At 42.4% G+C, this 25,392-nt stretch carries 27 protein-coding genes and 1 tRNA gene; 21 read left to right on the top strand and 7 right to left on the bottom strand.

Annotated features, from left to right (window positions below):
* Positions 1 to 35: 35 nt before the first annotated feature.
* Positions 36 to 551: a methyltransferase domain-containing protein gene (locus ABZD21_RS09330; protein WP_372774657.1), complete on the top strand. Its 516-nt coding sequence runs from the start codon at positions 36 to 38 to the stop codon at positions 549 to 551.
* A gap of 36 nt (positions 552 to 587) precedes the next feature.
* Here ABZD21_RS09330 and ABZD21_RS09325 read toward each other — a convergent pair whose 3' ends face one another.
* Positions 588 to 2,072, bottom strand: a complete 1,485-nt coding sequence (locus ABZD21_RS09325; protein WP_372774655.1) for a lipopolysaccharide biosynthesis protein — start codon at positions 2,070 to 2,072, stop codon at positions 588 to 590.
* Between the two features lie 68 nt (positions 2,073 to 2,140).
* Here ABZD21_RS09325 and ABZD21_RS09320 point away from each other — a divergent pair, with 68 nt between their 5' ends.
* The 9 genes from ABZD21_RS09320 to ABZD21_RS09280 all read left to right on the top strand — a co-directional run bounded on the left by ABZD21_RS09320 (position 2,141) and on the right by ABZD21_RS09280 (position 13,709).
* Entirely contained in the window at positions 2,141 to 4,651 is a 2,511-nt protein-coding gene (locus tag ABZD21_RS09320; protein ID WP_372774653.1) for a YfhO family protein, read from the top strand.
* The gene (locus tag ABZD21_RS09315; protein ID WP_372774652.1) at positions 4,623 to 5,501 is read left to right on the top strand and encodes a cell division protein FtsX; all 879 of its coding nucleotides are present in this window, start codon (positions 4,623 to 4,625) and stop codon (positions 5,499 to 5,501) included. Before ABZD21_RS09320 ends, ABZD21_RS09315 begins: the two co-directional genes overlap by 29 nt.
* A 29-nt stretch (positions 5,502 to 5,530) precedes the next feature.
* Entirely contained in the window at positions 5,531 to 5,782 is a 252-nt protein-coding gene (locus ABZD21_RS09310) for a DUF3098 domain-containing protein (RefSeq protein WP_372774651.1), read from the top strand.
* Positions 5,783 to 5,852: 70 nt separating this feature from the next.
* Entirely contained in the window at positions 5,853 to 6,737 is an 885-nt protein-coding gene (locus ABZD21_RS09305) for an undecaprenyl-diphosphate phosphatase (RefSeq protein ID WP_372774649.1), read from the top strand.
* 338 nt (positions 6,738 to 7,075) lie between these two features.
* Positions 7,076 to 7,789 (top strand): tRNA pseudouridine(55) synthase TruB, encoded by a 714-nt coding sequence (truB, locus tag ABZD21_RS09300; protein WP_372774647.1) that lies wholly within the window; start codon positions 7,076 to 7,078, stop codon positions 7,787 to 7,789.
* Positions 7,790 to 7,884: 95 nt separating this feature from the next.
* Entirely contained in the window at positions 7,885 to 8,934 is a 1,050-nt protein-coding gene (gene queA / locus ABZD21_RS09295) for a tRNA preQ1(34) S-adenosylmethionine ribosyltransferase-isomerase QueA (protein ID WP_372774646.1), read from the top strand.
* A 105-nt stretch (positions 8,935 to 9,039) separates the two neighbouring features.
* Positions 9,040 to 9,516: a ribonuclease HI gene (rnhA, locus tag ABZD21_RS09290; protein ID WP_372774644.1), complete on the top strand. Its 477-nt coding sequence runs from the start codon at positions 9,040 to 9,042 to the stop codon at positions 9,514 to 9,516.
* 69 nt (positions 9,517 to 9,585) lie between these two features.
* Complete coding sequence (locus ABZD21_RS09285; RefSeq protein WP_372774643.1) at positions 9,586 to 10,821, top strand: 3-deoxy-D-manno-octulosonic acid transferase; 1,236 nt, start codon at positions 9,586 to 9,588, stop codon at positions 10,819 to 10,821.
* A gap of 326 nt (positions 10,822 to 11,147) precedes the next feature.
* Positions 11,148 to 13,709, top strand: a complete 2,562-nt coding sequence (locus ABZD21_RS09280) for an adenosylcobalamin-dependent ribonucleoside-diphosphate reductase (RefSeq protein ID WP_372774641.1) — start codon at positions 11,148 to 11,150, stop codon at positions 13,707 to 13,709.
* A 103-nt stretch (positions 13,710 to 13,812) separates the two neighbouring features.
* Here the strand turns inward: ABZD21_RS09280 and ABZD21_RS09275 are convergent, their stop codons facing one another.
* The 5 genes from ABZD21_RS09275 to ABZD21_RS09255 form a co-directional block, all read right to left on the bottom strand.
* Positions 13,813 to 14,847 carry a DUF4837 family protein gene (locus ABZD21_RS09275; protein WP_372774639.1) on the bottom strand — a complete coding sequence of 345 codons (1,035 nt, stop codon included), beginning with the start codon at positions 14,845 to 14,847 and terminating at the stop codon, positions 13,813 to 13,815.
* Positions 14,848 to 14,973: 126 nt separating this feature from the next.
* Positions 14,974 to 15,171, bottom strand: coding sequence for a twin-arginine translocase TatA/TatE family subunit (locus tag ABZD21_RS09270; protein ID WP_372774637.1), 198 nt, complete (start codon positions 15,169 to 15,171; stop codon positions 14,974 to 14,976).
* Positions 15,172 to 15,222: 51 nt separating this feature from the next.
* Positions 15,223 to 16,557, bottom strand: coding sequence for an RIP metalloprotease RseP (gene rseP, locus ABZD21_RS09265; RefSeq protein ID WP_372774636.1), 1,335 nt, complete (start codon positions 16,555 to 16,557; stop codon positions 15,223 to 15,225).
* Between the two features lie 7 nt (positions 16,558 to 16,564).
* A complete protein-coding gene (locus ABZD21_RS09260) occupies positions 16,565 to 17,737 on the bottom strand; it encodes a 1-deoxy-D-xylulose-5-phosphate reductoisomerase (protein ID WP_372774634.1) in 1,173 nt (390 codons plus the stop codon).
* Positions 17,738 to 17,746: 9 nt separating this feature from the next.
* A complete protein-coding gene (locus ABZD21_RS09255) occupies positions 17,747 to 18,607 on the bottom strand; it encodes a M23 family metallopeptidase (protein ID WP_372774632.1) in 861 nt (286 codons plus the stop codon).
* Between the two features lie 209 nt (positions 18,608 to 18,816).
* Between ABZD21_RS09255 and ABZD21_RS09250 the strand changes: the two genes are divergently transcribed.
* Positions 18,817 to 18,889 (top strand) — tRNA-Met (locus ABZD21_RS09250).
* A gap of 152 nt (positions 18,890 to 19,041) precedes the next feature.
* The gene (locus ABZD21_RS09245) at positions 19,042 to 19,263 is read left to right on the top strand and encodes a response regulator transcription factor (RefSeq protein WP_372774630.1); all 222 of its coding nucleotides are present in this window, start codon (positions 19,042 to 19,044) and stop codon (positions 19,261 to 19,263) included.
* Here the strand turns inward: ABZD21_RS09245 and ABZD21_RS09240 are convergent.
* A complete protein-coding gene (locus tag ABZD21_RS09240; RefSeq protein ID WP_372774629.1) occupies positions 19,260 to 20,264 on the bottom strand; it encodes a bile acid:sodium symporter family protein in 1,005 nt (334 codons plus the stop codon). The genes ABZD21_RS09245 and ABZD21_RS09240 overlap by 4 nt on opposite strands.
* Before the next feature lie 310 nt (positions 20,265 to 20,574).
* Between ABZD21_RS09240 and ABZD21_RS09235 the strand changes: the two genes are divergently transcribed.
* The 9 genes from ABZD21_RS09235 (at position 20,575) to ABZD21_RS09195 (ending at position 25,388) form a co-directional block, all read left to right on the top strand.
* Complete coding sequence (locus tag ABZD21_RS09235) at positions 20,575 to 20,715, top strand: hypothetical protein (protein ID WP_372774627.1); 141 nt, start codon at positions 20,575 to 20,577, stop codon at positions 20,713 to 20,715.
* Positions 20,716 to 20,761: 46 nt separating this feature from the next.
* Entirely contained in the window at positions 20,762 to 21,064 is a 303-nt protein-coding gene (locus ABZD21_RS09230) for a hypothetical protein (RefSeq protein ID WP_372774625.1), read from the top strand.
* Between the two features lie 128 nt (positions 21,065 to 21,192).
* Positions 21,193 to 21,354, top strand: a complete 162-nt coding sequence (locus ABZD21_RS09225; RefSeq protein ID WP_372774623.1) for a bacteriocin — start codon at positions 21,193 to 21,195, stop codon at positions 21,352 to 21,354.
* A gap of 10 nt (positions 21,355 to 21,364) precedes the next feature.
* On the top strand, positions 21,365 to 21,523 hold the full coding sequence (locus ABZD21_RS09220; protein ID WP_372774622.1) for a hypothetical protein: 159 nt from the start codon (positions 21,365 to 21,367) through the stop codon (positions 21,521 to 21,523).
* 57 nt (positions 21,524 to 21,580) lie between these two features.
* On the top strand, positions 21,581 to 22,468 hold the full coding sequence (locus tag ABZD21_RS09215) for a lysostaphin resistance A-like protein (protein ID WP_372774621.1): 888 nt from the start codon (positions 21,581 to 21,583) through the stop codon (positions 22,466 to 22,468).
* Between the two features lie 98 nt (positions 22,469 to 22,566).
* Entirely contained in the window at positions 22,567 to 23,184 is a 618-nt protein-coding gene (locus ABZD21_RS09210) for a CPBP family intramembrane glutamic endopeptidase (RefSeq protein ID WP_372774620.1), read from the top strand.
* A 320-nt stretch (positions 23,185 to 23,504) separates the two neighbouring features.
* Positions 23,505 to 23,660, top strand: a complete 156-nt coding sequence (locus tag ABZD21_RS09205) for a class IIb bacteriocin, lactobin A/cerein 7B family (protein ID WP_372774619.1) — start codon at positions 23,505 to 23,507, stop codon at positions 23,658 to 23,660.
* A 3-nt stretch (positions 23,661 to 23,663) separates the two neighbouring features.
* Positions 23,664 to 23,840, top strand: coding sequence for a hypothetical protein (locus ABZD21_RS09200; RefSeq protein ID WP_372774617.1), 177 nt, complete (start codon positions 23,664 to 23,666; stop codon positions 23,838 to 23,840).
* An 822-nt stretch (positions 23,841 to 24,662) separates the two neighbouring features.
* Complete coding sequence (locus ABZD21_RS09195; RefSeq protein WP_372774615.1) at positions 24,663 to 25,388, top strand: ABC transporter ATP-binding protein; 726 nt, start codon at positions 24,663 to 24,665, stop codon at positions 25,386 to 25,388.
* Positions 25,389 to 25,392 lie beyond the last annotated feature (4 nt).

Raw genomic sequence — 25,392 nt, 5'->3', positions numbered from 1 at the left:
TTCATGAAATAACGAATGATTTAAAAGCAAACAGAATGAATAAAGTGAAAGTATTTCGGTTTCAGAAAACAAAAGAATTTATGAGCCGATATGTGGACAAGAATTTGGAGATTCTCGATTTGGGAACGCCGAATAGCATGGCAGATTTCTTAAAAGAAGAAGGATTTCGTTTGACAAGTGCTTTTGGATTCGACTTCGATCTGGAACCTGATGAGATCAATAAATATGATTACGATGTGCTAACCGCCTTTGAAGTCATGGAACATTTGGTGAGCCCTTTCCCGTTGCTTCAAAAAACAAAAGCGAAAAAAGCGGTGGTCACCGTACCTCTGAAACTATGGTTTGCCAAAGCCTATCGCAATCCTGTCGATCCTTACGATCAGCATTATCACGAATTTGAAAGTTGGCAGCTTGATATGCTTTTAGAGAAAGCCGGCTGGAAAATTATCGCCCGGGAAAAGTGGGTTCCTCCTTTTACGCCAGGTGGAGTTCGTTCCATTCTTCGGGCCGTAACGCCTCGGTTTTATGCCGTTTATGCCGAACGAATTTAATCTGTTTTAGCTTTTTTTTTGATGCAGCGATCTGGCTTATTTCTTGGGGTGTTTGATTTTGGAAAACGCTAAATCGAGAACACTCTTAATTTCGGTTGAAACAGGTGCAAAATAGAAAAAGCACAGCGATGCCAGGCTGATTGCCGTTCCACGGATGGCAATATCCAGAACGAGCGAAAACTGCGGGATCAGGCTGATGGAATAGTACAGGAGAACATAAAAGAGCGGGATTGTCACAAATTTCAGATTGAAAGGTTGCATCTTAAATTTGCCGAACAGAAATAAGTATCGCATCAAATTGTTTAGGAACAATCCTCCGGCAATTGCCATTGCTGCCCCAACGATTCCCCAGATTGGGATGAGTAGAAATAACAAGCTGAGAACAATGACCAATAAAATGCCAACAAACCAAAAGGCAACCCGATAGTACTTCGAGAATGCGATGATTTGAGCATTCGCTCCGGTAAGCATGTCGAACAAATAGGCAATGCCAACAAAGAAAATTACCCATTTCGATTGCTGATAGTCGGGTCCGAGTATCTCCAGAATATTGTCAATGTTGGCCCAAATTCCCAAAAAGAGAAAGCCGCCAATGATAAATTGATTCAGACAACTTTTGTAGTAGATTCCGCGGATGCTATTCAGGTCATTTTTTGCCCAGGCATCCGCAATCAATGTTCCCGATATTTTCAGGAGTGGCCGCGAAGGGATAATCACAAGCGTGCCAAAATAAAAGGCAATGGTGTAAACACCGGTTTTGTCCAAATCCAACATCTGGTTGATGATAATTTTATCCAGGTTGAAAATAATCATCGATCCCAAGCCTGAGATAATCGAGAATAGTCCAACATCGACCATTTCCCGTCGAAACTCTTTGGTTACAAAACCATGGGGCAAGTTGAGGCTAAGCTCTTTTCGCTGTTGCAGGAGTACGGTGATAATTATTCCTTTCAAGCTAACAGCGATTGCAAAAGCCCAGATGAGTTGCGCTACAGACAGCCATCCCAGAGCAAACAAGAGCGTGGTGCCAAATAGCAGGAAACGCTGCAGAAATTCTTGGAGGAAGATTCCGGGTAGCGCATCGTAAAGAACTTTATTATAGGTGTCGAGCTGAATGAAAAGCATGGTGAAGAAGGTGATCGGAATCAGCAAATAAACGTGCTCTGAAAAAAGCCTGGACTTTTCCTGATTGTTTTCGATAATCCAAGGCGAGAACAAAAAGAAAAACACCAGGAAAAGACTAAATCCGATCAGGATAATGAGTAAGGCAATGGCCGAAAAACCATGGTGTTTGGTTCTCGGATCTCTGAAATGTGGGAAAAGGCGCGAGGTAATCCCCGGAAATCCCAACAGGCTAATTTGCCCGAATAGTGTCGAGTAGGAAATTAGCAAGCCAAACAATCCAACTAGCTCGGTGGTCAGGAACTTCGGGTATAAAAACGAAGTGGTCACAAAGGCAATAAGTACACCGATATAGGACCAGATGCTTCCTTTAATTGATTGCTTTATGATAATCCCCATTTTTGTCCGATTCCGTAATTATTTCTTTACTTTTGCTTCCATTGAAAAAAATGAAATCCACTTATTGAATGATGACAAAGATAAAAGGCAATCGCAATATTCTCGTTACAATCGCAATTATTCTCTTTTTCGTATTGCTGTCGTTGGTTTATTTCGCTCCTCAATTACAAGGTAAAAAGTTATTGGCTTCCGATCAGGTAAACTTTCAGGGGATGGCCAAAGAAATTGGCGACTACCGGGCCGAAACCGGCGAAGAGGCGCTCTGGACAAACAGTATGTTTGGAGGAATGCCCGCGTATCTTATTTCGGTTAAATTTAGTGGTGAGCTGTTGGGTAAAATACAGTCGGCGTTTTTCTCGGTGTTGCCAAGGCCTGCAGGATACCTGGCCTTGGGCTTTATTTGTTTCTTTGTCATGTGTATGTTACTGGGGGTAAATCCCTGGATTGCAGCGGCCGGAAGCATTATGTATGGGATGGCAACTTATTTCTTTGTTTTAACTCAGTCGGGGCATTTTACCAAAGTGCACACATTAATGTATATGCCTCTTGTGGTTGGAGGGGTGGTAAGCGCTCTTCGCGACAAACCGTTTGTTGGAGCGTTGGTTACCGCGGCAGGCCTTTCGTGGATGCTTAGTGCGAACCACCCGCAGATGACCTATTATGCCGGAATAATGGTGCTGATTATCGGGCTAACTTATTTAATATTCGCAATCCGGGAAAAAACGGTGCCACAATTCCTAAAAGCAACGGCCTTGTTGGTTGTGGCTTTGGTGTTGGCGGTTGGAACCAATTTCGGTCGTTTGTATACCGTTTATGAATATGGGCAATATTCAACGCGTGGAAAATCAGAGTTGAAAGTCGATGAGGAGAACCAAACAGCGGGACTTGATAAAAATTATATTCTGGATTACAGTTACGATCTGGGCGAAGCGATGACTGCCTTCATTCCACGTTTTAAAGGTGGAGGCATGAGCGAACCGCTGGGCGAGAAATCTGAAGTTTATTCCTTCCTCGAAAAAAATCAAGGGAAAACTGCCGCGAAACAAATGACCCAGGCGCTGCCTATGTACTGGGGGACTCAGCCTATTTCTGCAGCGCCATTCTACTACGGAGCTGTTGTTTTCTTCCTGTTCGTTTTTGGTTTATTTGTGGTGAAGGGGAAAGACAAATGGTGGATTTTGGCCGTGTTTGTCATTTCATTTCTGCTCTCGCTGGGTAAAAATTTCAACCTGTTGGCTCAGTTCATGATCGACTACTTTCCCGGCTACAATAAGTTCCGGGATGTGAAAAATATCATCGTCATTCAGCATTTTTCAATGGCGTTACTCGCAGTGCTGGCTATTCGCGAATTGGTTTTGGCGCGGCTGGTAAAAGCAGAGCTGTTGAAGTCGCTGAGGTATACCTGGTATATTCTGGGTGGACTTACTTTGTTGTTTGTCCTTCTGCCGGGTATTGCAGGTGATTTTCGAAGTCCGACGGATGCACGCCTGGCACAATCCGGATGGCCCGAGCAGTTGTTGAGCGCACTTCGCGATGATCGGCGTTCAATTTTGCGAATGGATGCTTTAAAGGCCTTTGTATTCGTGACTCTTTCAGCCGGGGTGATTTGGTTATACCTGCAGCAAAAAATAAAGGCTGGCTATGCCCTTGCTTTGTGGGTTGTTCTTCTGCTTGTCGACCTCTGGCCGGTGAATAAAAAATACATGAATGATTCCAGTTTTGTAGCCAATTCGAAAGTTGAGAAACCATATGTGCCAACAAAAGCGGATCAGGAAATCATAAAGGATACCGATCCGGATTTTAGGGTGTTGAATTTAACTGTGAGTCCGTTTCAGGATGCCTCAACTTCCTATTTTCACATGTCGCTGGGCGGATATCATGGCGCTAAAATGGAACGCTATCAGGAATTGTTCGATCACCAGTTGTATCCTGAAATGCGCCGATTGATAGGTGGTTTTCAGAACCCCGCTTCGCTCGACTCGGTGCTCGGCTCGCTTGATGTGATCAATATGCTAAACACCCGCTATTTTATTTATGACCCCAATAGTGCGCCTTTGCAGAACCACCACGCATTGGGCAATGCCTGGTTTGTCAACGATGTTAGATTGGTTGAAGATGCCAATGAGGAGATTGGGGCTTTAGCTGATTTCGACGCGGCAGATGAGGCGATCGTCGATGAGCGTTTCGCGGATCAACTTAAGGATGTTTCCCTGGGCACGGGCCGAAGTTCGCAGATCCGACTGCAGACGTATCAGCCCAACTATTTGAAATATAAGGCAACTGTTTCCGGTGGTTCTGGTTTGGCAGTGTTCTCCGAGATTTATTATCCCAAAGGCTGGAATGCTTATCTTGATGGACAAAAAGTGGAATATCTGCGGGCAAATTACGTTTTGCGCGCGATGGCTGTTCCTGAAGGAGAGCACGTGGTGGAGTTTAAGTTTGAGCCGACTTCCTATTTTGTCGGGAATAAAATATCAATGGCTAGTTCTTTCATCCTGATTCTGTTGGCTGCGGGGCTTATTTTTGTTGAATGGAAAAGAAAATCGAAGCATGAGCAAAAAACGTCCGACAAAGCTTAGGCGCCGGGTTACCCGATCATACCTGACGGCAACAATTAGCATTACCCTGATTTTGTTTTTAATCGGGCTCATGTCGTTGTTGGTGCTCAATGCCGGTCGCTTGTCAGACTATGTGAGGGAGCATGTTGGATTTACCCTGATTTTGCAAGACAATATTCGCGATGCGGAGATTCTTCGTTTGGAGAAAATGTTGCGTGCTACGCCTTTTGTAAAATCAACCCATTTTGTCAATAAAGAAGATGCAGCCGCCACTTTGGCGGAAGAGCTGGGGGAGGATTTTGTTGACTTTCTCGGCTTCAATCCGCTCTTTTCGTCGATCGATGTTAAGCTTTATGCCAACTATATGGAGCAGGATAGCCTTCTTGTTTTGGAGCAACGGTTTCTTGAGTATCCTCAAATTAAAGAGGTGTATTATCAGCGCGATTTAGTTCGGATTATTAACGGAAACGTTCGAAGGATTAGTTTCCTGCTTCTTGTTTTTGTGCTGTTGCTGCTTTTTATTTTCACCGCGTTAATCAACAACACCATTCGGATTTCGATCTATAGCCAGCGATTTGTCATTAATACGATGAAATTGGTTGGTGCAACCCGTTCTTTCATCCGGTGGCCATTTATTTTGAAGAGCGTTGCTTATGGCCTTATAGGTGGAATAATCGCAAACTTGACGATTCTTTTGTTAATTTATTCTTATCAAAAAGATTTTCAGTCAATTTTAGATTTTCATCAATTGCAAACGATAAGCCTAACATTTCTAATAGTTCTGGGCTTTGGAGCGCTTATTTCCGGTTTTTCAACTTATTTTGCAGTCAATAAATTTCTGCGACTGCAGTTTGATGAACTGTTTTATTAACTAAATTTGATTTCATTCAGTACAAGATTATGGCGAATACAGACAAACGTGAGACAAACGGGCAATTTGCCCTTGGGAAAGAAAATTATCGGCTTTTGCTGATTGGATTTGCAATTATTGTAATTGGATTCATTTTAATGGTCGGCGGGAAAAGTGAAGACCCGACAGTTTTCAATCCCGAAGTGTTTAGCTTCAGACGCATTACGCTGGCGCCAATTGTGGTTCTTTTCGGATTTCTGTTCGAGATTTACGCCATTATGAAAAAGCCTTCACAGAACTAGACAGAGGCTAATTAATTTCGAATATTATCAATAGGGGTGTCGCAAGCAGCCCTTTTTATTTTTCTTCCGCATGAATTTAATCCAAACAATTATAATCGCTTTTGTTGAGGGGCTAACCGAGTTTCTGCCGGTTTCGTCTACCGGACATATGATTATCGCCCAGAATATGTTGGGGGTCGAGAGCACCGAATTCGTGAAAGCATTTACGATCATCATTCAGTTGGGGGCAATCATGTCGGTCATTGTTTTGTATTGGGATCGCTTTTTTAAAATCAATGCCAACGCGATTTTTGATTTGGATGAGATGAAAGGAAAATCGGTGTTCCAAAAAATTGGAATCGCCGTAAAAAACCTGATTCGTAAATACGATTTCTATTGGAAGCTGTTTATTGCTTTTATTCCGGCTGCGATTATTGGTCTCACATTTATTAAGCAAATTGATAGTCTTCTGGAAGACGTTTTTGTGGTGGCGATAATGCTGGTGTTAGGGGGCATTTTAATGTTGTTTGTCGATCGGCTTTTTGCCCGGCATGACCCGGACCAGTCTATCAGTACGCGAAAAGCGTTTTTTATCGGTTTATCCCAATGCGTGGCTATGATTCCCGGAGTGTCGCGTTCGATGGCAACAATCGTTGGTGGAATGAGCCAGCGATTGACTCGAAAAACAGCTGCGGAGTTTTCGTTTTTCTTAGCCGTTCCCACCATGTTTGCTGCAACAGCGTATAAATTATTGGCTTTATTCCTTGAGCCCGGTGGCCTCGATATTATAAAAGAGAATCTGCTTGTATTGCTAATTGGTAATGTCGTGGCGTTTGTTGTTGCCATGTTGGCCATCAAATTCTTTATCGAATTTGTATCGCGCTACGGATTCATGGCTTTTGGCATCTATCGGATTGTTGTCGGAGGTATCATTATTGCCCTGTCTCTGGCTGGTTATAACCTCGAGTTCGTTTAGTGATTTCTCTTTGGTCGAACTGTCCTTTTTTTTGGTCGAAAGAAGCCCCCTCCGGCAGTGTATTCCCCCAAGTTATCCGTTTTTTGTATTGGGTTGAATGTTGCCTGATTACGTTTTTATGTGGATCAAAAAAGTGGATTGCCAGATCTGACAGTCGACTTTGATCGTCTGTTATTTCAACCTAAAAGCTTTTTGAATAGACAGCAAATGTAGCAAAGCGAGTAAAACTCATTTATTTTGCCGCTTATTGGCTGATTGTCGGCTTATTTGCTATTTTTGCAGGCTGAAAAATTTGACCGTGTCAAGTTTTTGATGATTTGATAATTAAAGAACACTTCATGGGCGGGGAACCCAAAAAATACGATTTTCAACAAGGCGAAATTTTATTGTTTGACAAGGAGTTGGAATGGACTTCTTTCGATTTGGTTAAAAAGGTGCGGAACCGATTGACCAAGGCAATAGGTGTGAAGAAGCTAAAAGTAGGTCATGCCGGAACTCTTGATCCCAAAGCATCAGGACTCATGATTTTATGTACCGGTAAGGCAACTAAAAAAATTGAGAGTCTGCAGGCTGAGGTTAAAGAGTACGTTGCAACAATGAAGCTCGGAGCTACTACGCCCTCGTTCGATTTGGAGACTGAAGAGGATGCTTTTTTTCCGACAGATCACATCAATCTGGCTGTTATTACACAAGCACTGGAAAATTTTATGGGAGAACAGTTACAGGTTCCACCATTATTTAGTGCTGTGAAGATTGACGGAAAACGGGCCTATGAGCATGCGCGAAAGGGAGAAGAAGTGAAACTAAACGCCAAGCTAATTCGTTTTTATGAGTTAGAGGTGTTAAGCTTTAATGGAGTCGAGCTAACCATTCGGGTGGTGTGCAGTAAAGGTACTTACATCCGATCGCTGGCACGCGATTTAGGGCAAGCACTGAATAGTGGTGCTTATTTAATCGGGTTGCGGCGGACTAAAATTGGTGACTACCAGGTAAGTGAGGCTATGACTATCGATTATTTTTTAGAAAATTTGAATCTTTTTGTAACAAATTAAGAAATGCCCCGTAGAAGGTAGCTCTGGTTTTAAGTGGACTCTTGTCGTCCCAAATCCAGCGTTATAACAATGAAAAATTCAGAAATCAGATACGTATGAAGTTATCCAAGTTTAAGTTTAAATTACCGGAAGAGTTAATCGCATTGCACCCGTCAAATAACCGTGATGAGTCTAGACTGATGGTGGTTGACCGGAAAACCAAAAAAATTGAACACAAATTATTTAAAGACGTTACCGATTATTTCGATGATCAGGATGTGATGGTCTTTAACGACACCAAAGTTTTTCCTGCCCGTTTGTACGGCAACAAAGAAAAGACCGGTGCTGAGATTGAAGTGTTTTTGCTTCGCGAGCTAAACCGCGAACAGCGTTTGTGGGATGTTCTGGTTGATCCGGCACGTAAAATCCGGATTGGTAATAAGCTGTATTTTGGAGAAGATGATTTGTTGGTTGCCGAAGTGATTGACAATACAACATCGAGAGGTCGGACGTTGCGTTTTCTGTTTGATGGCCCATACGATGAGTTCAAGCAAACCCTTTACAGTCTTGGTGAAACTCCGCTTCCTAAGTTTATTCAGCGCTCTGTGACGCCCGAAGATAAAGATCGTTACCAGACAATTTTTGCCAAACACGAGGGAGCAGTAGCTGCACCTACAGCCGGACTGCATTTTAGTCGCGAGCTGATGAAGCGTCTGGAAATTATCGGGGTAGATTTCTCGTTTGTTACCCTGCACGTTGGTCTCGGAAACTTCCGCAGTGTGGATGTAGAAGATCTGACCAAACATAAAATGGATTCGGAACAAATTTGGATTACTGATGAGGCCTGCGATATCGTAAATCGGGCAAAAACAAATAAAAGGAATGTTTGCGCTGTTGGAACAACTGTGATGCGGACACTGGAAAGTTCAGTGTCGACTCAGGGACATTTGAAACCATTTGAAGGATGGACAAATAAATTTATTTTCCCTCCGTATGAATTTAGTGTTGCTAACCGGATGATTACGAACTTCCACTTGCCTTTGTCGACCTTGTTGATGATGGTGGCCGCTTTTGGTGGATACGATCTGGTTATGGATGCCTATCAAAAGGCTATTAAAGAGGGTTACCGCTTCGGTACCTATGGCGATGCGATGTTGATTTTGTAAGAAAAAAATAGATATAGTGAAGGCTGTCTTTGTGGACGGCCTTTCTTTTTGGTGCCTATCGATGGCAACCGTATTGAATTATTATCTTTGCACGAAACAACAGAAATGACTACAGGACCTCGCGTAATAATCTATACTGATGGTGCAGCCAAAGGAAATCCTGGCCCGGGTGGCTACGGCGTTGTGTTAATGTCGGGTCAGCATCGGAAGGAGCTTTCCGAGGGTTTCGAACTCACAACGAATAACCGAATGGAGTTGCTGGCCGTTATCGTCGGACTGGAAACGCTTAAAGTTGAAAACAGTCAGGTGACAATCTATTCCGACTCAAAATATGTGGTTGACGCTGTCGAAAAACGATGGGTGTGGGATTGGGTGAAAAAACGCTTTAAAGGAAAGAAGAACGCAGATCTTTGGACGCGTTTCCTGTCAATCTACCCGAAACATCAGGTGCGTTTTGTCTGGGTGAAGGGACATGCCAATATCCCCGAAAATGAACGGTGTGACACTTTGGCTGTTGAGGCGGCGCTAGCTCCCGGCCTAAAGAAGGACTTCGGTTATTTGCAGGCACTCAAGGAGCAATAGCCCTTCTGTTTCTGGTTTTACACGAGAACTAATTTGTACATTTGCACCCCCAAAAAAGCAGAATAATCCATGAATACACTATATCAACTGGGAATTTCGTTGTACCGAATTATGGCAGGTTTGTTAGCGCCGTTTAATACGAAAGCCGCTCTTTTCCATCGTGGACAAAAAGAGGTTTTCAATTATCTTGGTGGATTTTTCCCGGGTAGTAATAAAGTGATCTGGGTTCATTGTGCCTCGTTGGGCGAGTTTGAGCAGGGGCGACCACTCATCGAATTGATGCGAAAACAGCATCCGGAGTATAAAGTGCTACTAACATTTTTCTCGCCTTCGGGCTACGAAGTTCGTAAAAATTACGAGCAGGCCGATTATATCTGCTATTTGCCGGTTGATACAAAAGCTAATGTGAAACGCTTTCTTGATTTGGTTAAGCCGGAGATGGCCTTTTTTGTAAAATACGAGTTTTGGAAGAACTACTTCGAAGAGCTTTCTGATCGGTCGGTGCCGGTTTATCTGGTTTCAGCTATTTTTCGACCCAGTCAGTTGTTCTTTAAAAAAGGACTGCGTGCAAACTGGTATCGAAAAGTATTACAGTCAGTTACTCACTTTTTTGTGCAGAATAAGCAATCCGGAGATCTGCTTGGTCAGTTCGGGTTTTCTAATTATACCATCACCGGCGATACGCGTTTCGACCGGGTGGCTGAAATTGCAGGCAGTAGAAAGGAATTGCCGCTCGTTGAGCAATTTAAAGGCGATGCACGCTTGCTGGTTGTCGGAAGTTCGTGGCAACCCGACGAAGAGCTTTTGGTAGAGTATATGACCGGGAACAAGCAAGTGAAAGTTGTTTTTGCGCCTCACGAGGTGAAGGACTCGAACATTAAACGATTAATGAATCTGATTCCGGGTGGTGCGATTCGGTATACACAGGCTGAAGGAGCCGATCTGGAAAAATCACGTGTTTTAATTGTTGACTGCATGGGCGTTTTGTCGAGTGTATACCGCTACGCGGATGTAGCATACATTGGCGGAGGATTCGGTGTTGGTATTCACAATACGCTCGAAGCGGCAATCTACAATATCCCTGTTTTGTTTGGCCCAAATTATCTCCGATTTCAGGAGGCTGTTGAGCTCGTAAACCGAGGTTTGGCTTTTCCGGTCGATCGACCTGAGGTTGTTCGGCTGAAGTTGGAGGAGTTAATGTCGCAGCCCGAACTGTTGTCTAAAATTGCCGATGGTTGCCGCCGGTTCATGGAGGAGAACCTGGGAGCTACGCAACAGATTATGCAAAAAGTTTTTAACAATTAGGTATTTCTTATACTTGATTTTGCTTCGTTTCTGGCGAGTTCAGATTACGGCGTAAAAGCTTCATTTCCTGCTAACTTTCGTTGGCTGTTGTTCGCAATAAAATTTGTTTTTGGTAAACAATTCTTAGTTATCAAAAGGGTAAGTGATAGTAGGACAGCTTGTTAACTAGTCAAAGTTGATAACTTTGTATCCTTTTTGAAAATAAAGTATTCTTTTTTTTTAAATCCTATGGTATATTGCATGTAGCAATTCCGAAGAGGAATAGGCTGGTTTCTCTCTTCTTAAACAACCAGTTACGAATTAACCGTTTTTAATTATTTTGGTGTATGGCTTTTAAAAATGTGGTAGCTACGCCTCAAGTGGGCAAAGAGACATTTTCTCAGGACGAAGCGTTTCAGGAAACCTTCAAGTATTTTAATAGCGATGATTTAGCCGCCCGGGTGTGGGTGAATAAATACGCGTTAAAAGATTCCTATGGAAATATCTACGAAAAAACACCGGACGATATGCATAAACGCTTGGCGAAAGAAATTGCCCGGGTGGAAAAAAAGTATGAAAATCCGATGGATGAGCAGCAAATTTATCAGCTGTTGAAAGACTTTAAGTTTATTGTTCCGCAAGGTGGTCCGATGACCGGTATCGGTAATGATTATCAGATTGCCTCCCTTTCCAATTGCTTTGTTGTTGGAAACGAAGGTAACTCTGATTCCTATGGAGGAATCATGAAAATCGACCAGGAGCAAGTGCAGTTAATGAAACGCCGTGGCGGTGTTGGGCACGATCTGTCTCATATTCGCCCTAAAGGTTCGCCTGTGAAGAACTCGGCATTGACATCAACCGGTATTGTTCCTTTTATGGAGCGCTACTCTAATTCAACACGCGAAGTAGCACAGGATGGTCGCCGCGGAGCATTAATGCTTTCTGTTTCAATTAAGCATCCGGATTCAGAAAAATTTATCGATGCCAAGCTTGAGCAAGGAAAAGTTACCGGAGCTAACGTGTCGGTAAAGATCCACGACGATTTTATGAAGTCGGTTGAGTCGGGTGTGCCATACACTCAGCAATATCCAATTGATGCAGCGACTCCGACCTACTCAAAAGAAATTAATGCCAATGGATTGTGGAGTAAAATAGTTCACAATGCATGGAAATCAGCCGAACCTGGAATCCTGTTCTGGGATACGATTATTAAAGAATCAGTACCGGATTGCTACGCCGATTTGGGATATAAAACCGTGTCGACAAACCCTTGTGGTGAAATTCCGCTTTGCCCCTACGATAGTTGTCGTTTGTTAGCATTGAACTTGTATTCATACGTCGAAAATCCTTTTACTAAGGAAGCAAAGTTCAACTTCGACTTGTTTAAGGAGCATGTTGCTTACGCCCAACGGATGATGGACGATATTATCGACTTGGAGTTGGAAAAAATTGATGCGATTATCGAAAAAGTAGATGCCGATCCGGAGGAAGACGAAATTAAATACACCGAACGTCGCTTGTGGGAAAAAATTCAAACCAAAGCTCGCGAAGGACGCCGCACCGGAGTTGGAATAACAGCAGAAGGCGATATGCTCGCGGCACTGGGATTGCGCTATGGAGCCGAAGAAGCAACAGATTTTAGCGAAGAGATTCATAAAACGCTGGCTATTGAGGCTTATCGTTCATCGGTTGGCATGGCCAAAGAAAGGGGAGCGTTCAAAATTTACGATTCTGAACGGGAGAAAAATAACCCAATGATTAATCGCATTCGCAAAGAAGATGAAGGTCTCTACCAGGATATGGTGAAATATGGCCGTCGGAATATTGCTCTGTTAACAATCGCACCAACGGGAACGACCAGTTTGATGACACAAACAACATCGGGAATTGAGCCCGTGTTTATGCCGGTTTACAAGCGCCGTCGTAAAGTAAATCCAAACGATAAAAATGTTCGTGTCGACTTTGTTGATGAGGTCGGTGACAGCTGGGAAGAATACATTGTATTCCATCATAAGTTCGTCACCTGGATGAAGGCGAACGGTATCGATACAACGAAAAACTACTCGGAAAAAGAGCTGGATGAAATCGTTAAACAGTCGCCGTATTATAAAGCAACTTCAAACGATGTCGATTGGCTTAACAAAGTTCGCATGCAGGGGCGTATTCAGAAATGGGTTGACCACTCCATAAGTGTTACAATTAACCTGCCTGCCGATGTTGAAGAAGAATTGGTTGGAAAGCTGTATTTCGAAGCATGGAGAAGCGGATGTAAAGGAGTGACGGTTTATCGTGACGGATCGCGTTCCGGTGTACTTATTTCGAATAAGAAGGCAGACAGTGCAGAGGATGGAAGCTCTTTCTTTCCGACTAAACGTCCGGAAGAGTTGGATGCTGAAGTAGTTCGTTTTCAGAATAATAAAGAGAAGTGGGTCGCTTTCATCGGTTTGATTGATGATCAGCCATACGAGATCTTTACCGGTTTGCAGGATGATGAAGATGGAATTTTGCTTCCTCGTTCGGTAACCGTTGGGAAAATTATTAAAAACCGCGATGAAGACGGAAACTCACGTTACGATTTTCAGTACGAAAACAAGCGGGGATACAAAACGACCATCGAAGGTTTATCCTACAAGTTTAATCCGGTGTTCTGGAACTATGCGAAATTGATTTCCGGTATCCTGCGTCATGGTATGCCAATTCACAAAGTAGTGAATACTGTAACCAGTTTACAATTGGATAATGATACCATTAATAGCTGGAAAGCAGGCGTTGCGCGGGCACTGAAGAAATACATTCCGAACGGTACAATTGCCGATGGCGCTACCTGCGGCGAATGTGGTTCGAAGAATGTAATCTATCAGGAAGGATGTTTAACATGTCCGGACTGTGGTTCATCGAAATGCGGATAATTCATTGAAGAAGATACCTATACAAAAAATGAGGCTGACCAATTGGTCAGCCTCATTTTTTATTATATCGACTATTTCTTAGTATTGTCAAATGGGCGACAAGCTAGTTGCCCATGTTAATTTGGCTGTTTATCTTGTCGTTTTTCGCTTGGTCGGGTAGTACCAGCGAGTAGATCATTGCTTCAACCTGGCGCAGATAATTTCGTTTGTCGAAGCGTGGCGCGTATACAAAGCCTTCCGCAACAATAATTCGGTTATTCGATGCATCCAGAACAGCAATGCTAACAAAAGGACCTCCCATAAAATCGTTTTCTACTCTCCAGAGTCCCCGCATTTCTGCAGCGTAATTGTTCTTGTACTGGAAAATATTTAGGGTTGGTTTAATTCGATGTTCCGTTGTCATGTAACTTCCTTTTGTCGGACCATCAATATAAATTTTCATCACCGAATCGCGCTTAGCCAGGAGATAAGAGCTCGTGAAAGTGCTATCCGATGTGTAAGGAAATGAATATACCGCGACACCTTGCATGATCTCAGGAGTGTCGTAGCGCATCCATGTAAAACCAGGGCCTTGGTTGGCTACTTTAAAGCCGACCGGTACCGTGAGTTTTACGTTGAGGTGTTTTCGCAATGGCTCTACAGCGCTTTTTTCGTCATAATTGGCATAGTTTCCGATCAGGCGCTCACGTTCTGCATTAAGCATGTATGCGACAATTTTGTCTGAATTTTCATTGAAAACCCGGATCAAGTCGTCGCCCGATTGAGCCGAAATGTTGACCACAGCTTGCGGCCAGGCCCAGATGTCCTTTTTAAATTCAACTTTAGCCGATTCAACAGTCGGTGATATGCGAACATTTAAGATGTTCCGACTGGTTTTAAAAATATCTGTAAAAGCCGCAGGCGGAACACTGATCAAATCAAAAATGGGTTCTTCCTGGGGAAGTGAAATTTGTGGTTGTGCCAGTGTTTTTCTGATCGCTTCGCCAATGTTGCTGTTCCAGCTTTCTTTGGGAATCACCACCACAAGTTCACCGGCTTTCCCGGTTACCTTTCTCCTCAATTTAGTATCGTCGCGACACGAACTAAGAACTAAGCTCAAACTAATGAATGCTAGAAAAATAAGGCTGATGCGTTTCATGATGCTGATTTTTCGGATGTGTATGGTCTTGTACAAAAATCTTACCAGAGTGCTTGCTGTAGATGAATATAATGTAAAAAAAATCCCGCCAGTTGATTGACGGGAGTCGCATATATCTGATCGTGCTTATTTGTTTTCTTTCGAGGTCTTCGAATCTGCATCGTCTTCGTCTTCCGAAGTCGCTTTTTTGAATTCTTTCATTCCTTTTCCGAGACCTTTCATAAGCTCCGGAATTTTCCGACCTCCGAACATAAGCAGAACAACTGCCAAAATGATGATGATTTCGGGAGTCCCGATAAATCCGGCAATAATAAATGAAAGCATAGCTTATAAATTTAATGGTTTATACAAAATTAGGAAAAATATAATTCCTTCTTAGTTAAATAGTTTAATAATATCGTTGGCGTTAGCGAATAGCACTAAGGCCAGCAGGACAATCATTCCCGTAATTTGAGCATATTCCAGAAATTTTTCGGCTGGTTTTCTGCCGGTCACTATCTCGTATAGAAGAAAGGTAACGTGTCCGCCATCAAGCGCCGGAATAGGCAGCAGGTTCATTACGCCAAGAATGATCGACAGGAAAGCCGTCATGTTCCAAAAGGCGTACCAATCCCAGGCTCCCGGGAATATGTTCCCAATGGAAATGAATCCTCCCAATGATTCGTAAGCTTTCGTCTTAGGCGAAAAGATGAGTTTAAACTGCTTCAGGTAGTCGTTTACAGTGTTTACACCTCGCTTGATGCCGGCCGGAATTGATTCGACAAAGCTGTATTTGATCGTTTTTGTGACCAGAAAAGCTGTTGCCTCCGAATTAAATTCAGGGTAAAATCCTAAGGTTCCCTCAGGCGAAACAGTCGCGTTTATCGTTACAGGTTCGTTGTTGCGTAAGACCTCGATCGTTACAGCTGTTTCTTTGTTAGCTTGCAGAAAGCTGGTGAACTGGTCATAAAATTCGAAGGTTTGCCCGTTTGACGACACGAAATAATCTCCGTCTTCCAGGCCTGCCAGATCGGCCGGTGAATCCTTCTTAACCTTTCCTACCGATACTTCAAATGGCATCCGGGGGCGCACTTCAACCTTCCCTTTAATCAATGGGACAAAATGATCGTCGGTAATGGTTACCTCTGTCTGTTGTCCATCGCGTAATACTTGAATGCTGTGTGCTTTGTCGAGTACGATTGTAGGGAGTATTTTGTTGAAATTCTCAATATACTCTCCGTCAACCGATAGGATTTTGTCCCCGTTCTTCAGACCGATTTCCTCACCGGCGCTATTCACCATAATGCCGTACTTCGCACTTTCTGTTGGTAAATATTCTGTACCCCAGGCATACAAAATTCCGATGTAAATAATGAATGCCAGAATGAAGTTCATTAACACGCCACCGATCATGATCAGCAAGCGTTGGTAAGCTTTTTTCGAGCGGAATTCATAGGGTTGAGGTTCTTGAGCCAAAGCATCTTTATCCATCGACTCGTCAATCATTCCCGATATTTTCACGTAGCCACCCAGTGGTAGCCAGCCAACTCCGTATTCGGTGTCGCCTTTTTTAATTTTGAACAATGAAAACCAAGGATCGAAAAACAGGTAAAATTTTTCAACTCTTGTTTTAAAAAGGCGGGCAAACGCAAAGTGTCCGAACTCATGAAGAATCACTAGCAATGAGAGACTCAGGATTAGCTGGGCAGCTTTTATCAATACTTGTTCCATGTGTTTTTTAGTGTGTTTTTAAACTTCGATTTTTAATTAGTGAAGTTGTTAACAATCGTGTTTCCTTGTCGGTTTGAATATAATCGTTCAAATCCGGATTTTTTATAAAAGCAATTTTCTGCATGCTTTCTTCAATAATGTCAGGCATGTCGACAAAACGTATTTTTTCGCGAAGCAAGGCCTGTACCACAACTTCGTTGGCTGCATTCAGAATGCAGGGCATATTGCCTGCCTGCGCAAGGGCCTCGAAAGCCAGTGCAAGATTACGAAAAATTTTCGTATCGGGCTGTTCGAACGTTAGTTTTGGGTACTTCATGAAGTCGAAACGCTCAAAATCAGATGGTAGTCGCTTCGGGAAGTTCATGGCGTATTGAATCGGAAGTTTCATATCCGGCAAACCCATCTGTGCTTTCATGGAGCCGTCGCGGAATTGCACCAGCGAGTGAACAATGCTTTGCGGATGAATAACGACATCGATTTGGTCGGCTTTCAGATCGAATAGCCATTTGGCTTCAATCACTTCAAACCCTTTGTTCATCATGCTGGCTGAGTCGATTGTGATTTTAGCTCCCATCTCCCAGTTCGGATGTTTTAGCGCATCAGCCGTTGTTACTTTTTGCAATTGTTCCAGGCTGTACCCACGAAACGGGCCACCGGAAGCGGTGAGGTAGATTTTTTCGATCTCGTTCATATGCTCACCGGCCAGGCATTGAAAAATAGCTGAATGTTCCGAGTCGACCGGGTAGATATTTACTTTGTTTTCAATCGCCTCGCGGGTAATGATCTCGCCCGCAACAACCAATGTTTCTTTGTTGGCCAGAGCAATGTCTTTTCCAGCTCGTATCGCCTTTAGTGTTGGCAGCAATCCGGAGTAGCCTACCATTGCAGTCAGCACCATATCAATGGAGTCCATCTGCACAACTTGCTCCAAGGCATCTTTGCCGGCATAAATCTTTATGTCTTCGTCTTTTAATGCATCACTTAAAATCTCGTAGCGGCATTCATTGGCGACAACTACTGCGTTGGGCTTGAATTTTTTACTTTGTTCAATCAGTAAGTCTATATTGTTGTTGGCAGTTAGCACTTCAACTTCAAAGTGATCAGGATTTTGCTCAATCACTTCCAAAGCCTGTGTGCCAATAGATCCGGTCGATCCAAGGATCGCAATTCGTTTTTTCATTCTTCAGGCTTAAAAATCTATATATTCTTCCGGGTTTAGCGGTGTTCCTCTGTGCCACAGTTCGAAGTGCAGATGGGGGCCGGTGGTTAACTCGCCGGTATTTCCCATTAAAGCAATAGCTTCGCCGGCTTTAACCAGGTCGCCAACTTTTTTCAGTAGCTCCGAATTGTGTTTGTATACCGATAGCAGATTGTTGTTGTGTTGCAGATATAGTACGTTGCCCGTTTCAACGGTCCATCCGGAAAAAACAACAGTTCCATCCAATATGGCAGAGATGCGGGAATTCGGAAGTCCAACGACATCGACAGCATAGTGGTTGATGTCTTTGTTGAAATTTTGAGTGATCATTCCCTTCAACGGTCGGAAGAAATGGATGTTTGCCAGGCTGGTTGAGCTTTTCTGCTGATCACCGGCCGACAGGTCTAACTGCTCTTCCAGCAAATGCTGTTCAAAAATGGAATCGTGATTGTACGACTGCATATTGAGTTCAACGGGATGAAAGCTGGTGTCGATATTCGAAATCTGATCTTCCGGAACCTCTCCGTTCAGCAACGTTTTGATGGTTTTGAAATAATTGTCGCGAAGCATAAGCTGAGCCTCCAGCGAATCAACCATCATCGCGTTTTTCACCATCAAATTGCGAACATCTCCTGACGGATATCCGGGGATAAATTCCTTTAGGGGCGTGAGTGCAATCATTAAAACGGTTAGGAAAACCAAGAGTACACCACCTAACCCGAAAATCAGGAAAACATTGATTCTGGTCAGCTTGGTACTCCAAACTGTCTGAAACGAAGTGTCGTTATAGATGATTAACCGGTAACGGTTTTTTAGTTTCTCTAAGATTTTCTTTTTTTTCTTTTCCTTCATGCGCCCGATTTGGATGGTCAAAATTAACCAAATTAGGCAGATACACTACTTAGTGACGATGAAATTAATACTTTTTAACGAAGGCAAATAAATAAAAAAACAGAGCGATGTTTGGATATTGAAAAACTTGTTCTATATTTGCATCCGCATTCGGGAAGGTAACCAACGGATGTTCGTTCAAAACAAGACAAAAAACATTCAAAATATATTGCGGGGTGGAGCAGTTGGTAGCTCGTTGGGCTCATAACCCAAAGGTCGCACGTTCGAGTCGTGTCCCCGCTACTACCAAAGGAGAATCAAGAAATTGATTCTCCTTTTTTTGTTTTCCCCTATTTGCATTTAAAATTGAAGTGATCCTTTGGGGATCAAGCGGAAAATCTGGGGGATTTTGGTTTTAGGCATAAATTTTAGCTAGTCTAAAAAGGAAGAAAGTTTTGTCGCTTTGGGTTAATTCAGACAGTAATATTCAAATAGCTGAAAAGCTGAATATCAGTCAAACGACCGTGCGAACACATTTGAAAAATATTCATGAAAAATTTGGAGCTGGCAGCCAAATCCAGATGATGACTTATGCCTGCAAGGAGAATCTGCTTAATGGTCAGTTCAGCCCGGTTTGTCCGAATTGCCGTTCGTATTGTTTTTTATCCAACACTTAACCTCGTGTCGTCACCGGTTGAACCTCGCGACTGTAGCGGCGGGCAACAATGCTGATGTAGAAGAGCTGAAAGGCATGGTAAATCATCACCGGAACCAGAAAGAGACTTCCTAAGGTACTTCCTGCAAATAGAACACCCACCATAACTGAGCCATGAACCAACGATTTTTTCGAAGCGCAAAATAAAACTGTAATTCGGTCTTCGCGGTTGAACCGGAGCAGCCCGATTAGCATTTTGGTACCTTCAAAAACCAGAAAAAAGAGTGCGATAACACAAGCCGAGAGTAGGAGCAGCGAATGCATGGGGATGCTACTGAAAATGCCGTTCAGGAACGAATCGCTGAAACTGCGGTAAACGATGGCCAGAATAACCGATTTGTCGAATAAACTGATGCGGCTTTTGTGGCGGTTTGCCCAGGCGCCCCAAAAGCGGTGCATGAACAATCCCAACGCGACGGGTATTAAAATCTGGATAACCAAATCGCGGACAACCTCTCCAAAGGCAATTGCTTCGGTTTGTTGATCGAGGAAAAGTCCCATCCAGGCGGGTGTTAGCAGAATGCCCATTACGCCGGAGATGCTGGCGTTAAATATGGCACTGGGGAGGTTGCCCCCCGCAATAGATACCATGACCACCGACGAGGATACTGTGCTGGGTAAGGCAGCCAGAAAAAAAACAGCCAACCAAAGGATTTCCTGTTCTGTTCCCTTAAACAAAGGGTAGAAAAGCAGAAGTAGAGCCGGAAAAACAAGAAAAGTAATACCCTGAATAATCAGATGCAGTTTCCAGTTGCTGAGGTCGTTTTTCAATTTTTCCGGACTTAGCTTCAATCCATAAAAGAAAAACAGCAATGCAATGCCACCTTTAATAATTACCCGCAACTCAATCAGGCTGCCTTCGCTCCCGATCCCCGGGAGAAGCTTGGCCAGCAAAATCATTAACAGGATACCTGAAATGAATCCGTCGGGTAAAAACCGTTTTACAGATGTGGGAATGTTCATAGTTTAAAAAAATGATGCTCCAAAGATGGGGAATTTCGAAGGAACAGGATCTATCGAATCCATGTTTTGGCGACTCATTTTGACAATCAGTTTAAATAAATGGGAGATGTTAATCGGATTCGGAGGCTTTTGATACTTTTTCAGAATCAACTCAAAAAAATGTTTTCCGAGAGGTTACCTTTTCCAATTTAACAGGATTTATCGATAGTTTATTTAACCGGACAATAGTTTAGTAATACAAAGGCGTCTTTTTATAGTTATGGCCTCACTGTAATTCAATTTTGGTTTTCGAACTTCAATACAAGGAACAATGAAAAAACAATTATTCTTGGTTAAAATTCTAGAGTTCACACAAGGAGCCCATAGCAGTCTGTTTAAGCAGCAAGGCTACTATTTCAACATGTGGCAAAAGCAAATACCCAAAAACAACATGACCTTTGAGGTTTTTTAAAACCTCAAAGGTCTAAAGAATACTTAACACCCTTAAAAAGAGCAAAGTGAAGCTACTCCAACAAATCAACTTAATTGAGCGGATTGACCAACTAATCCGCATGCGAGCAACCGGCAACCCGAAAGAATTGGCCGAGCGCCTGGAACTATCACAAGCCACTGTTTTTCGCCTAATCGACGTAATCAAGGAACTGGGGGCACCGGTAGAATACAACCTCAGCTACCAAAGTTATGTGTATGTTGAGGACGTCAATTTTCAATGCGGCTTCTTTTTGACTGATTTAAACCAGGACGAAGTCAGGGAAATAAACGGCGGCTTTAAAAATTTGGTTCAGCTCACGATTTTTTAGAAAAAAATCCGCCACTCTCAAAATTTGAGAGTGGGTCTCCGTAATTTAGTTCACAAGTTAAGTGCACAAAACTTAGGCGGAACCCGAAAAGCCTTAAACAGAGAAGGTTGATTTTAAATTTTTGATTTATGAAAGAATTGGATAAGAGTGAACTAAAATGCATTGATGGAGGGGATTTTTCATGGCGAGCTTATATATTGGGAGCATTCATTGGAGCAATGTCTGAATCGGGTTGGTATGCCAATGAGCAAATTGAGGCTGCTGGTTATACAGCATATAAAAACGCATAAATAGGTCAATATGAAAGAATTAACAAAAGAAGAGGCTATTGGCTGTGATGGCGGATTAATAATGTGGTCGCTAATAGGTGCAGCTGTCGCAATAGCTGATTGCGTAGAAGCTGCAATAAATAATCCGGATTCGTTTGAAGATGGGTTTAATTCAGTGTATTCACACTAGTTTAGTGAGTTGGCGTGGAGCAAAATGTTCCACGCAACTTTTAAAACTTTTAAAAGCATGGAAAAAGGTGTATCGAGAAAGGAGAAAGGATGGCAAAGGGTATTGTTGATAATGATACCTTTTCTTGTTGTAAGTGGTACTTTTGAGTTAATTGGAGCTTGGCTGATTGATTCCCCGATATGGGTCGAATCTAATTTAAGTGATTGGCAGAGGTTGGTGGTAACAACAATGGGAATGATAGGAACCATTGTTGTTGTTATTCTTTTTAGTCGATTCGTTGATCGGGCGAATTTTGAGGCGTATAAATTTGAGAGGGAGGTAGTGTTTAAAGAATGGCTCTTTTCAGGGATTTTGCTATTTCTGTGTTTTAGTGGTGGATATGTTGTGGTGCTCGAATTGGATCAACTCGAATTTGTTTCGTTGTATTTCGATGGAATGGGGTTTGTCCAGACTGTTGTTTTATTCTTCGTTGTTGCCATTGGTGAAGAGGTTTTCTGCAGAGCATATATTCTTAAAAACTTAGCCGAATCTTTCGGGATGATCAATGGTCTCATTTTTTCCTCTTTGATATTTTGTGCACTTCATGCTTTTAATCCGGGAGTAACTTGGGTTGGTGTTATGAATATCTTTTTAGCGGGTATCTTTTTAGGGCTGGCCTATCTCATTCGAGAGAATGTATGGCTCCCAATTTCGATCCATTTTTTTTGGAATCTAATACAATGTCATTTCGGATTCTTGGTTAGTGGAATGGATTCATACTCGTTAGTTCAAAATAAGATAGATGATGCTTCAATTTGGAATGGTGGAGACTTTGGCTTTGAAGGTTCATTACTTTGTACGTTGCTTCAAGTTATCCTGATTGGAGTCTTTGGATTGCTAGTTAAAAAAAATAAATTCCCAGATGGTGCGGGTCTGTGCCCCGTGTCTTGTTTAGAAAAACGATAGTTTATCTTATTAGGTAAGGCCCCGGATACAAATCGTTGGCAGCGTGGATCAATTTTGGTTCCTTTTAATGAGACGATTACAAATATTAAGAAACGCATATGTTGAAAATAAGAAAAGGTGACTTCGTGTTATTCCTGTGGGGATGCTTGATATCGGTTTTTTCTTTTCTCCTGGTATTTCTTATGGAGTATTCTCACGAGGTTTATATTGTAAATATTAATGTCACATTGTTTTCTCTTCTTCAAGCCTTTGCATATTGTCTATCTGTTGCCATAATTGAAGAATTTCTTTTTAGGTATCTATTTCTTAAGAAGTGGATCGTCAATAAAACCAGACGGTTTGATAAGCGTGTTGTCTATCTCGGTTTGGGAAGTTCATTATTGTTTGGCTTTCTACATCTTAATCTGGATGAATTTCCTTTCATGCAAATAAATATCGCTTTAAGTGGCGTATCCCTGTTCTTTGCCACTTATGTATTCAGGTCGTTGGGCGTCGCTTTTGGGATGCATTTTTCGTGGAACTTTATTCAAGGGGTAATTTTTCCATTTGAAGGCAGTGGTTCTAATTTGGATAGCTTATTTGTATTTCGCGACACCTCATTGAATCTTTTACCCGAAGCAAGTCGCCTTCATTTTCTGACATTTTTCGTAGAGATTATTCTGATTTTGGGATTGTGGTGGAATGCGAGAGAACAATTGAAAAAGTCAGGCGCGTGAATTCTGAAAGTCAATTCAAGAGTGCCGAATTGGGGGCGTAGTATCCTGTTTTCAGTAACGTTTTTCGTTTATTTGGTTATTTCTGACGCAATCGGAATGCTACTTGTTAGCACAACTTTCGATTTCAACCCTCCGTTTAGCGAAATTAAAATGGGCACCTATAAACTTGGATCAGCTCACGATTTTTTAGAAAAAAATCCGCCACTCTCAAATTTTGAGAGTGGGTCTCCGTAATTTAGTTCACAAGTTAAGTGCACAAAACTTAGGCGAAACCCGAAAAGCCTTAAATAGAGTAGGTTGATTTTTAAAATTTTTGATTTATGAAAGAATTGGATAAAAAAGAACTTTCGAAGGTAGAAGGAGGCATTTTAGGTTTAGTTGTCGCATACGCATTACAAGCTACCTTAGTAGCGGGTTTGGTTGCAGGTGTTTTGGGATCCTTTGAGGCTGGTTATAATGCAGTGAGGGAGGAGTAGACTATGGAAAGTTTTGATAAAATAGAAGGTTTAACCTTTTTAACTAAAAAAGAGTTAACCCGAACTGAAGGTGGTTTTTTTGCCGCTATTCTGGTTGCTGCTGAGATTTATTTGGTAGTATGTGGTTTAGCTAGTGCCGCTGGCGCTGCTACTGCATATATTCAAAATCAACTTGATTAACTAACCTTGAATAGGTATTTTTTTAACTTTATGGCAGTATGAAAAGTTTTCTACTGCCATTTCTACATTTCTTTAAAAATTAAATCATGAAAACATTCAAGAGTTACGTTAAGTTGTTGTTTGCGGCTTTAGGTTTTACCATCTTAATCATTTCCCTGTTTTCCATTTTTATAACAATAGTCGATTCTGACAAGTTTATGATTTCTCATATAACTGGCATGATAGCTTCTATGCTATTTAAATCAAAATTATTCTTTATTTGTTTTATTGCGATTTCAGTGGCGTTGATCTTGCTTAAAAGATTGAATATAATAAACGATAGTCATGCTAATTGACAGGATGGAACTCCGCCCGGATGCTCATCCACGACATAACATTAGATAATACATGGCAAGTGGGCATGTGTTGAAAAAGAGAACACGCGATTTGGCTCTATTCTCTTTGGGAGGCCTAAAGTCGAAGTTTCTGTCCATCTAAGAGTATTGTGGAAAAACTGTTGTGCAGTAGGCTATTATTTCTCCACCTCATTTTAATAGTCGGGTTTTACTCACAATCCAAGGATATAATACTTCACTTCTGTCATGCATAACCTTGGTGCCTGAAAAAATATTGGATCGATTTAGCAAATTCGTGTAACGAACAGCGATCTTGTTCGTCGTATTGACAACGATGCGATGATAGCAGGTAGTTGGTATTCCAAGTTACCATCCTCAAAACGTAATTCACACCAAAAATTCGGTGGTTCATCGAAATAGTCCTGTAAATAGGTGAGGGAATCATCAACTTTGAACACAGAAAACAGAAACACAAAACAAACAAGCCATGATTAAACTGAACTCTATTCACAAATCGTACGAGATGGGAAGCAGCAAACTACATGTTTTGAAGGGCATCGATCTGGACATCCATCAAGGCGAATTTGTTTCCATCATGGGGTCGTCGGGCTCCGGCAAGTCAACCCTCTTAAATATTTTAGGCATTCTCGACAACTACGACCAGGGAACGTATCATCTGGGGGGGCAGCTAATTTCGAATATGAGCGAGAAAAAAGCTGCGCAATTGCGCAATGAAATGGTCGGTTTTGTGTTTCAGTCCTTCAACTTAATCTCGTTTAAGAATGCAATGGAGAATGTTGCTCTTCCGCTTTATTACAAAGGGGTGAGCCGCAAAAAACGAAACATGATGGCGATGGAATATTTAGATCGTCTGGGATTGAAGCCTTGGGCGGAGCATATGCCCAATGAAATGTCGGGAGGGCAAAAACAGCGGGTGGCCATTGCCCGCGCTTTAATTGGCAAGCCGCAGGTTATTTTGGCCGATGAGCCGACTGGCGCGCTCGACAGCACAACTTCGTACGAAGTGATGGATATTCTGAAGGACATTAACCATGACGGAATTACGGTGATTATTGTCACCCACGAGCACGATATTGCAGCCATGACCCAAAAGATTGTGCGCCTGAAAGACGGCCTGATCGACGAGGTGATCTATAACGGAGAGTTGGACGATTTCCGCCATCAATATTCAAAGAACCTTCAATCTGTTTAAGCCA

Origin of the sequence: Mangrovibacterium sp. (assembly GCF_041596335.1) — a bacterium.
Lineage (GTDB): Bacteria > Bacteroidota > Bacteroidia > Bacteroidales > Prolixibacteraceae > Mangrovibacterium.
Note: the sequence above shows the minus strand (reverse complement) of the source record. Positions and strands in the feature narration are given on the sequence as shown.

Bases quoted from the DNA above. Each gene is read 5' to 3' on its own strand.
- ABZD21_RS09330 (WP_372774657.1), top strand. From the start codon at position 36: ATGAATAAAGTGAAAGTATTTCGGTTTCAGAAAACAAAAGAATTTATG.
- ABZD21_RS09325 (WP_372774655.1), bottom strand. From the start codon at position 2,072: ATGGGGATTATCATAAAGCAATCAATTAAAGGAAGCATCTGGTCCTAT.
- ABZD21_RS09320 (WP_372774653.1), top strand. From the start codon at position 2,141: ATGATGACAAAGATAAAAGGCAATCGCAATATTCTCGTTACAATCGCA.
- ABZD21_RS09315 (WP_372774652.1), top strand. From the start codon at position 4,623: ATGAGCAAAAAACGTCCGACAAAGCTTAGGCGCCGGGTTACCCGATCA.
- ABZD21_RS09310 (WP_372774651.1), top strand. From the start codon at position 5,531: ATGGCGAATACAGACAAACGTGAGACAAACGGGCAATTTGCCCTTGGG.
- ABZD21_RS09305 (WP_372774649.1), top strand. From the start codon at position 5,853: ATGAATTTAATCCAAACAATTATAATCGCTTTTGTTGAGGGGCTAACC.
- truB (WP_372774647.1), top strand. From the start codon at position 7,076: ATGGGCGGGGAACCCAAAAAATACGATTTTCAACAAGGCGAAATTTTA.
- queA (WP_372774646.1), top strand. From the start codon at position 7,885: ATGAAGTTATCCAAGTTTAAGTTTAAATTACCGGAAGAGTTAATCGCA.
- rnhA (WP_372774644.1), top strand. From the start codon at position 9,040: ATGACTACAGGACCTCGCGTAATAATCTATACTGATGGTGCAGCCAAA.
- ABZD21_RS09285 (WP_372774643.1), top strand. From the start codon at position 9,586: ATGAATACACTATATCAACTGGGAATTTCGTTGTACCGAATTATGGCA.
- ABZD21_RS09280 (WP_372774641.1), top strand. From the start codon at position 11,148: ATGGCTTTTAAAAATGTGGTAGCTACGCCTCAAGTGGGCAAAGAGACA.
- ABZD21_RS09275 (WP_372774639.1), bottom strand. From the start codon at position 14,847: ATGAAACGCATCAGCCTTATTTTTCTAGCATTCATTAGTTTGAGCTTA.
- ABZD21_RS09270 (WP_372774637.1), bottom strand. From the start codon at position 15,171: ATGCTTTCATTTATTATTGCCGGATTTATCGGGACTCCCGAAATCATC.
- rseP (WP_372774636.1), bottom strand. From the start codon at position 16,557: ATGGAACAAGTATTGATAAAAGCTGCCCAGCTAATCCTGAGTCTCTCA.
- ABZD21_RS09260 (WP_372774634.1), bottom strand. From the start codon at position 17,737: ATGAAAAAACGAATTGCGATCCTTGGATCGACCGGATCTATTGGCACA.
- ABZD21_RS09255 (WP_372774632.1), bottom strand. From the start codon at position 18,607: ATGAAGGAAAAGAAAAAAAAGAAAATCTTAGAGAAACTAAAAAACCGT.
- ABZD21_RS09240 (WP_372774629.1), bottom strand. From the start codon at position 20,264: ATGAACATTCCCACATCTGTAAAACGGTTTTTACCCGACGGATTCATT.
- ABZD21_RS09235 (WP_372774627.1), top strand. From the start codon at position 20,575: ATGAAAAAACAATTATTCTTGGTTAAAATTCTAGAGTTCACACAAGGA.
- ABZD21_RS09225 (WP_372774623.1), top strand. From the start codon at position 21,193: ATGAAAGAATTGGATAAGAGTGAACTAAAATGCATTGATGGAGGGGAT.
- ABZD21_RS09220 (WP_372774622.1), top strand. From the start codon at position 21,365: ATGAAAGAATTAACAAAAGAAGAGGCTATTGGCTGTGATGGCGGATTA.
- ABZD21_RS09215 (WP_372774621.1), top strand. From the start codon at position 21,581: ATGGAAAAAGGTGTATCGAGAAAGGAGAAAGGATGGCAAAGGGTATTG.
- ABZD21_RS09210 (WP_372774620.1), top strand. From the start codon at position 22,567: ATGTTGAAAATAAGAAAAGGTGACTTCGTGTTATTCCTGTGGGGATGC.
- ABZD21_RS09205 (WP_372774619.1), top strand. From the start codon at position 23,505: ATGAAAGAATTGGATAAAAAAGAACTTTCGAAGGTAGAAGGAGGCATT.
- ABZD21_RS09200 (WP_372774617.1), top strand. From the start codon at position 23,664: ATGGAAAGTTTTGATAAAATAGAAGGTTTAACCTTTTTAACTAAAAAA.
- ABZD21_RS09195 (WP_372774615.1), top strand. From the start codon at position 24,663: ATGATTAAACTGAACTCTATTCACAAATCGTACGAGATGGGAAGCAGC.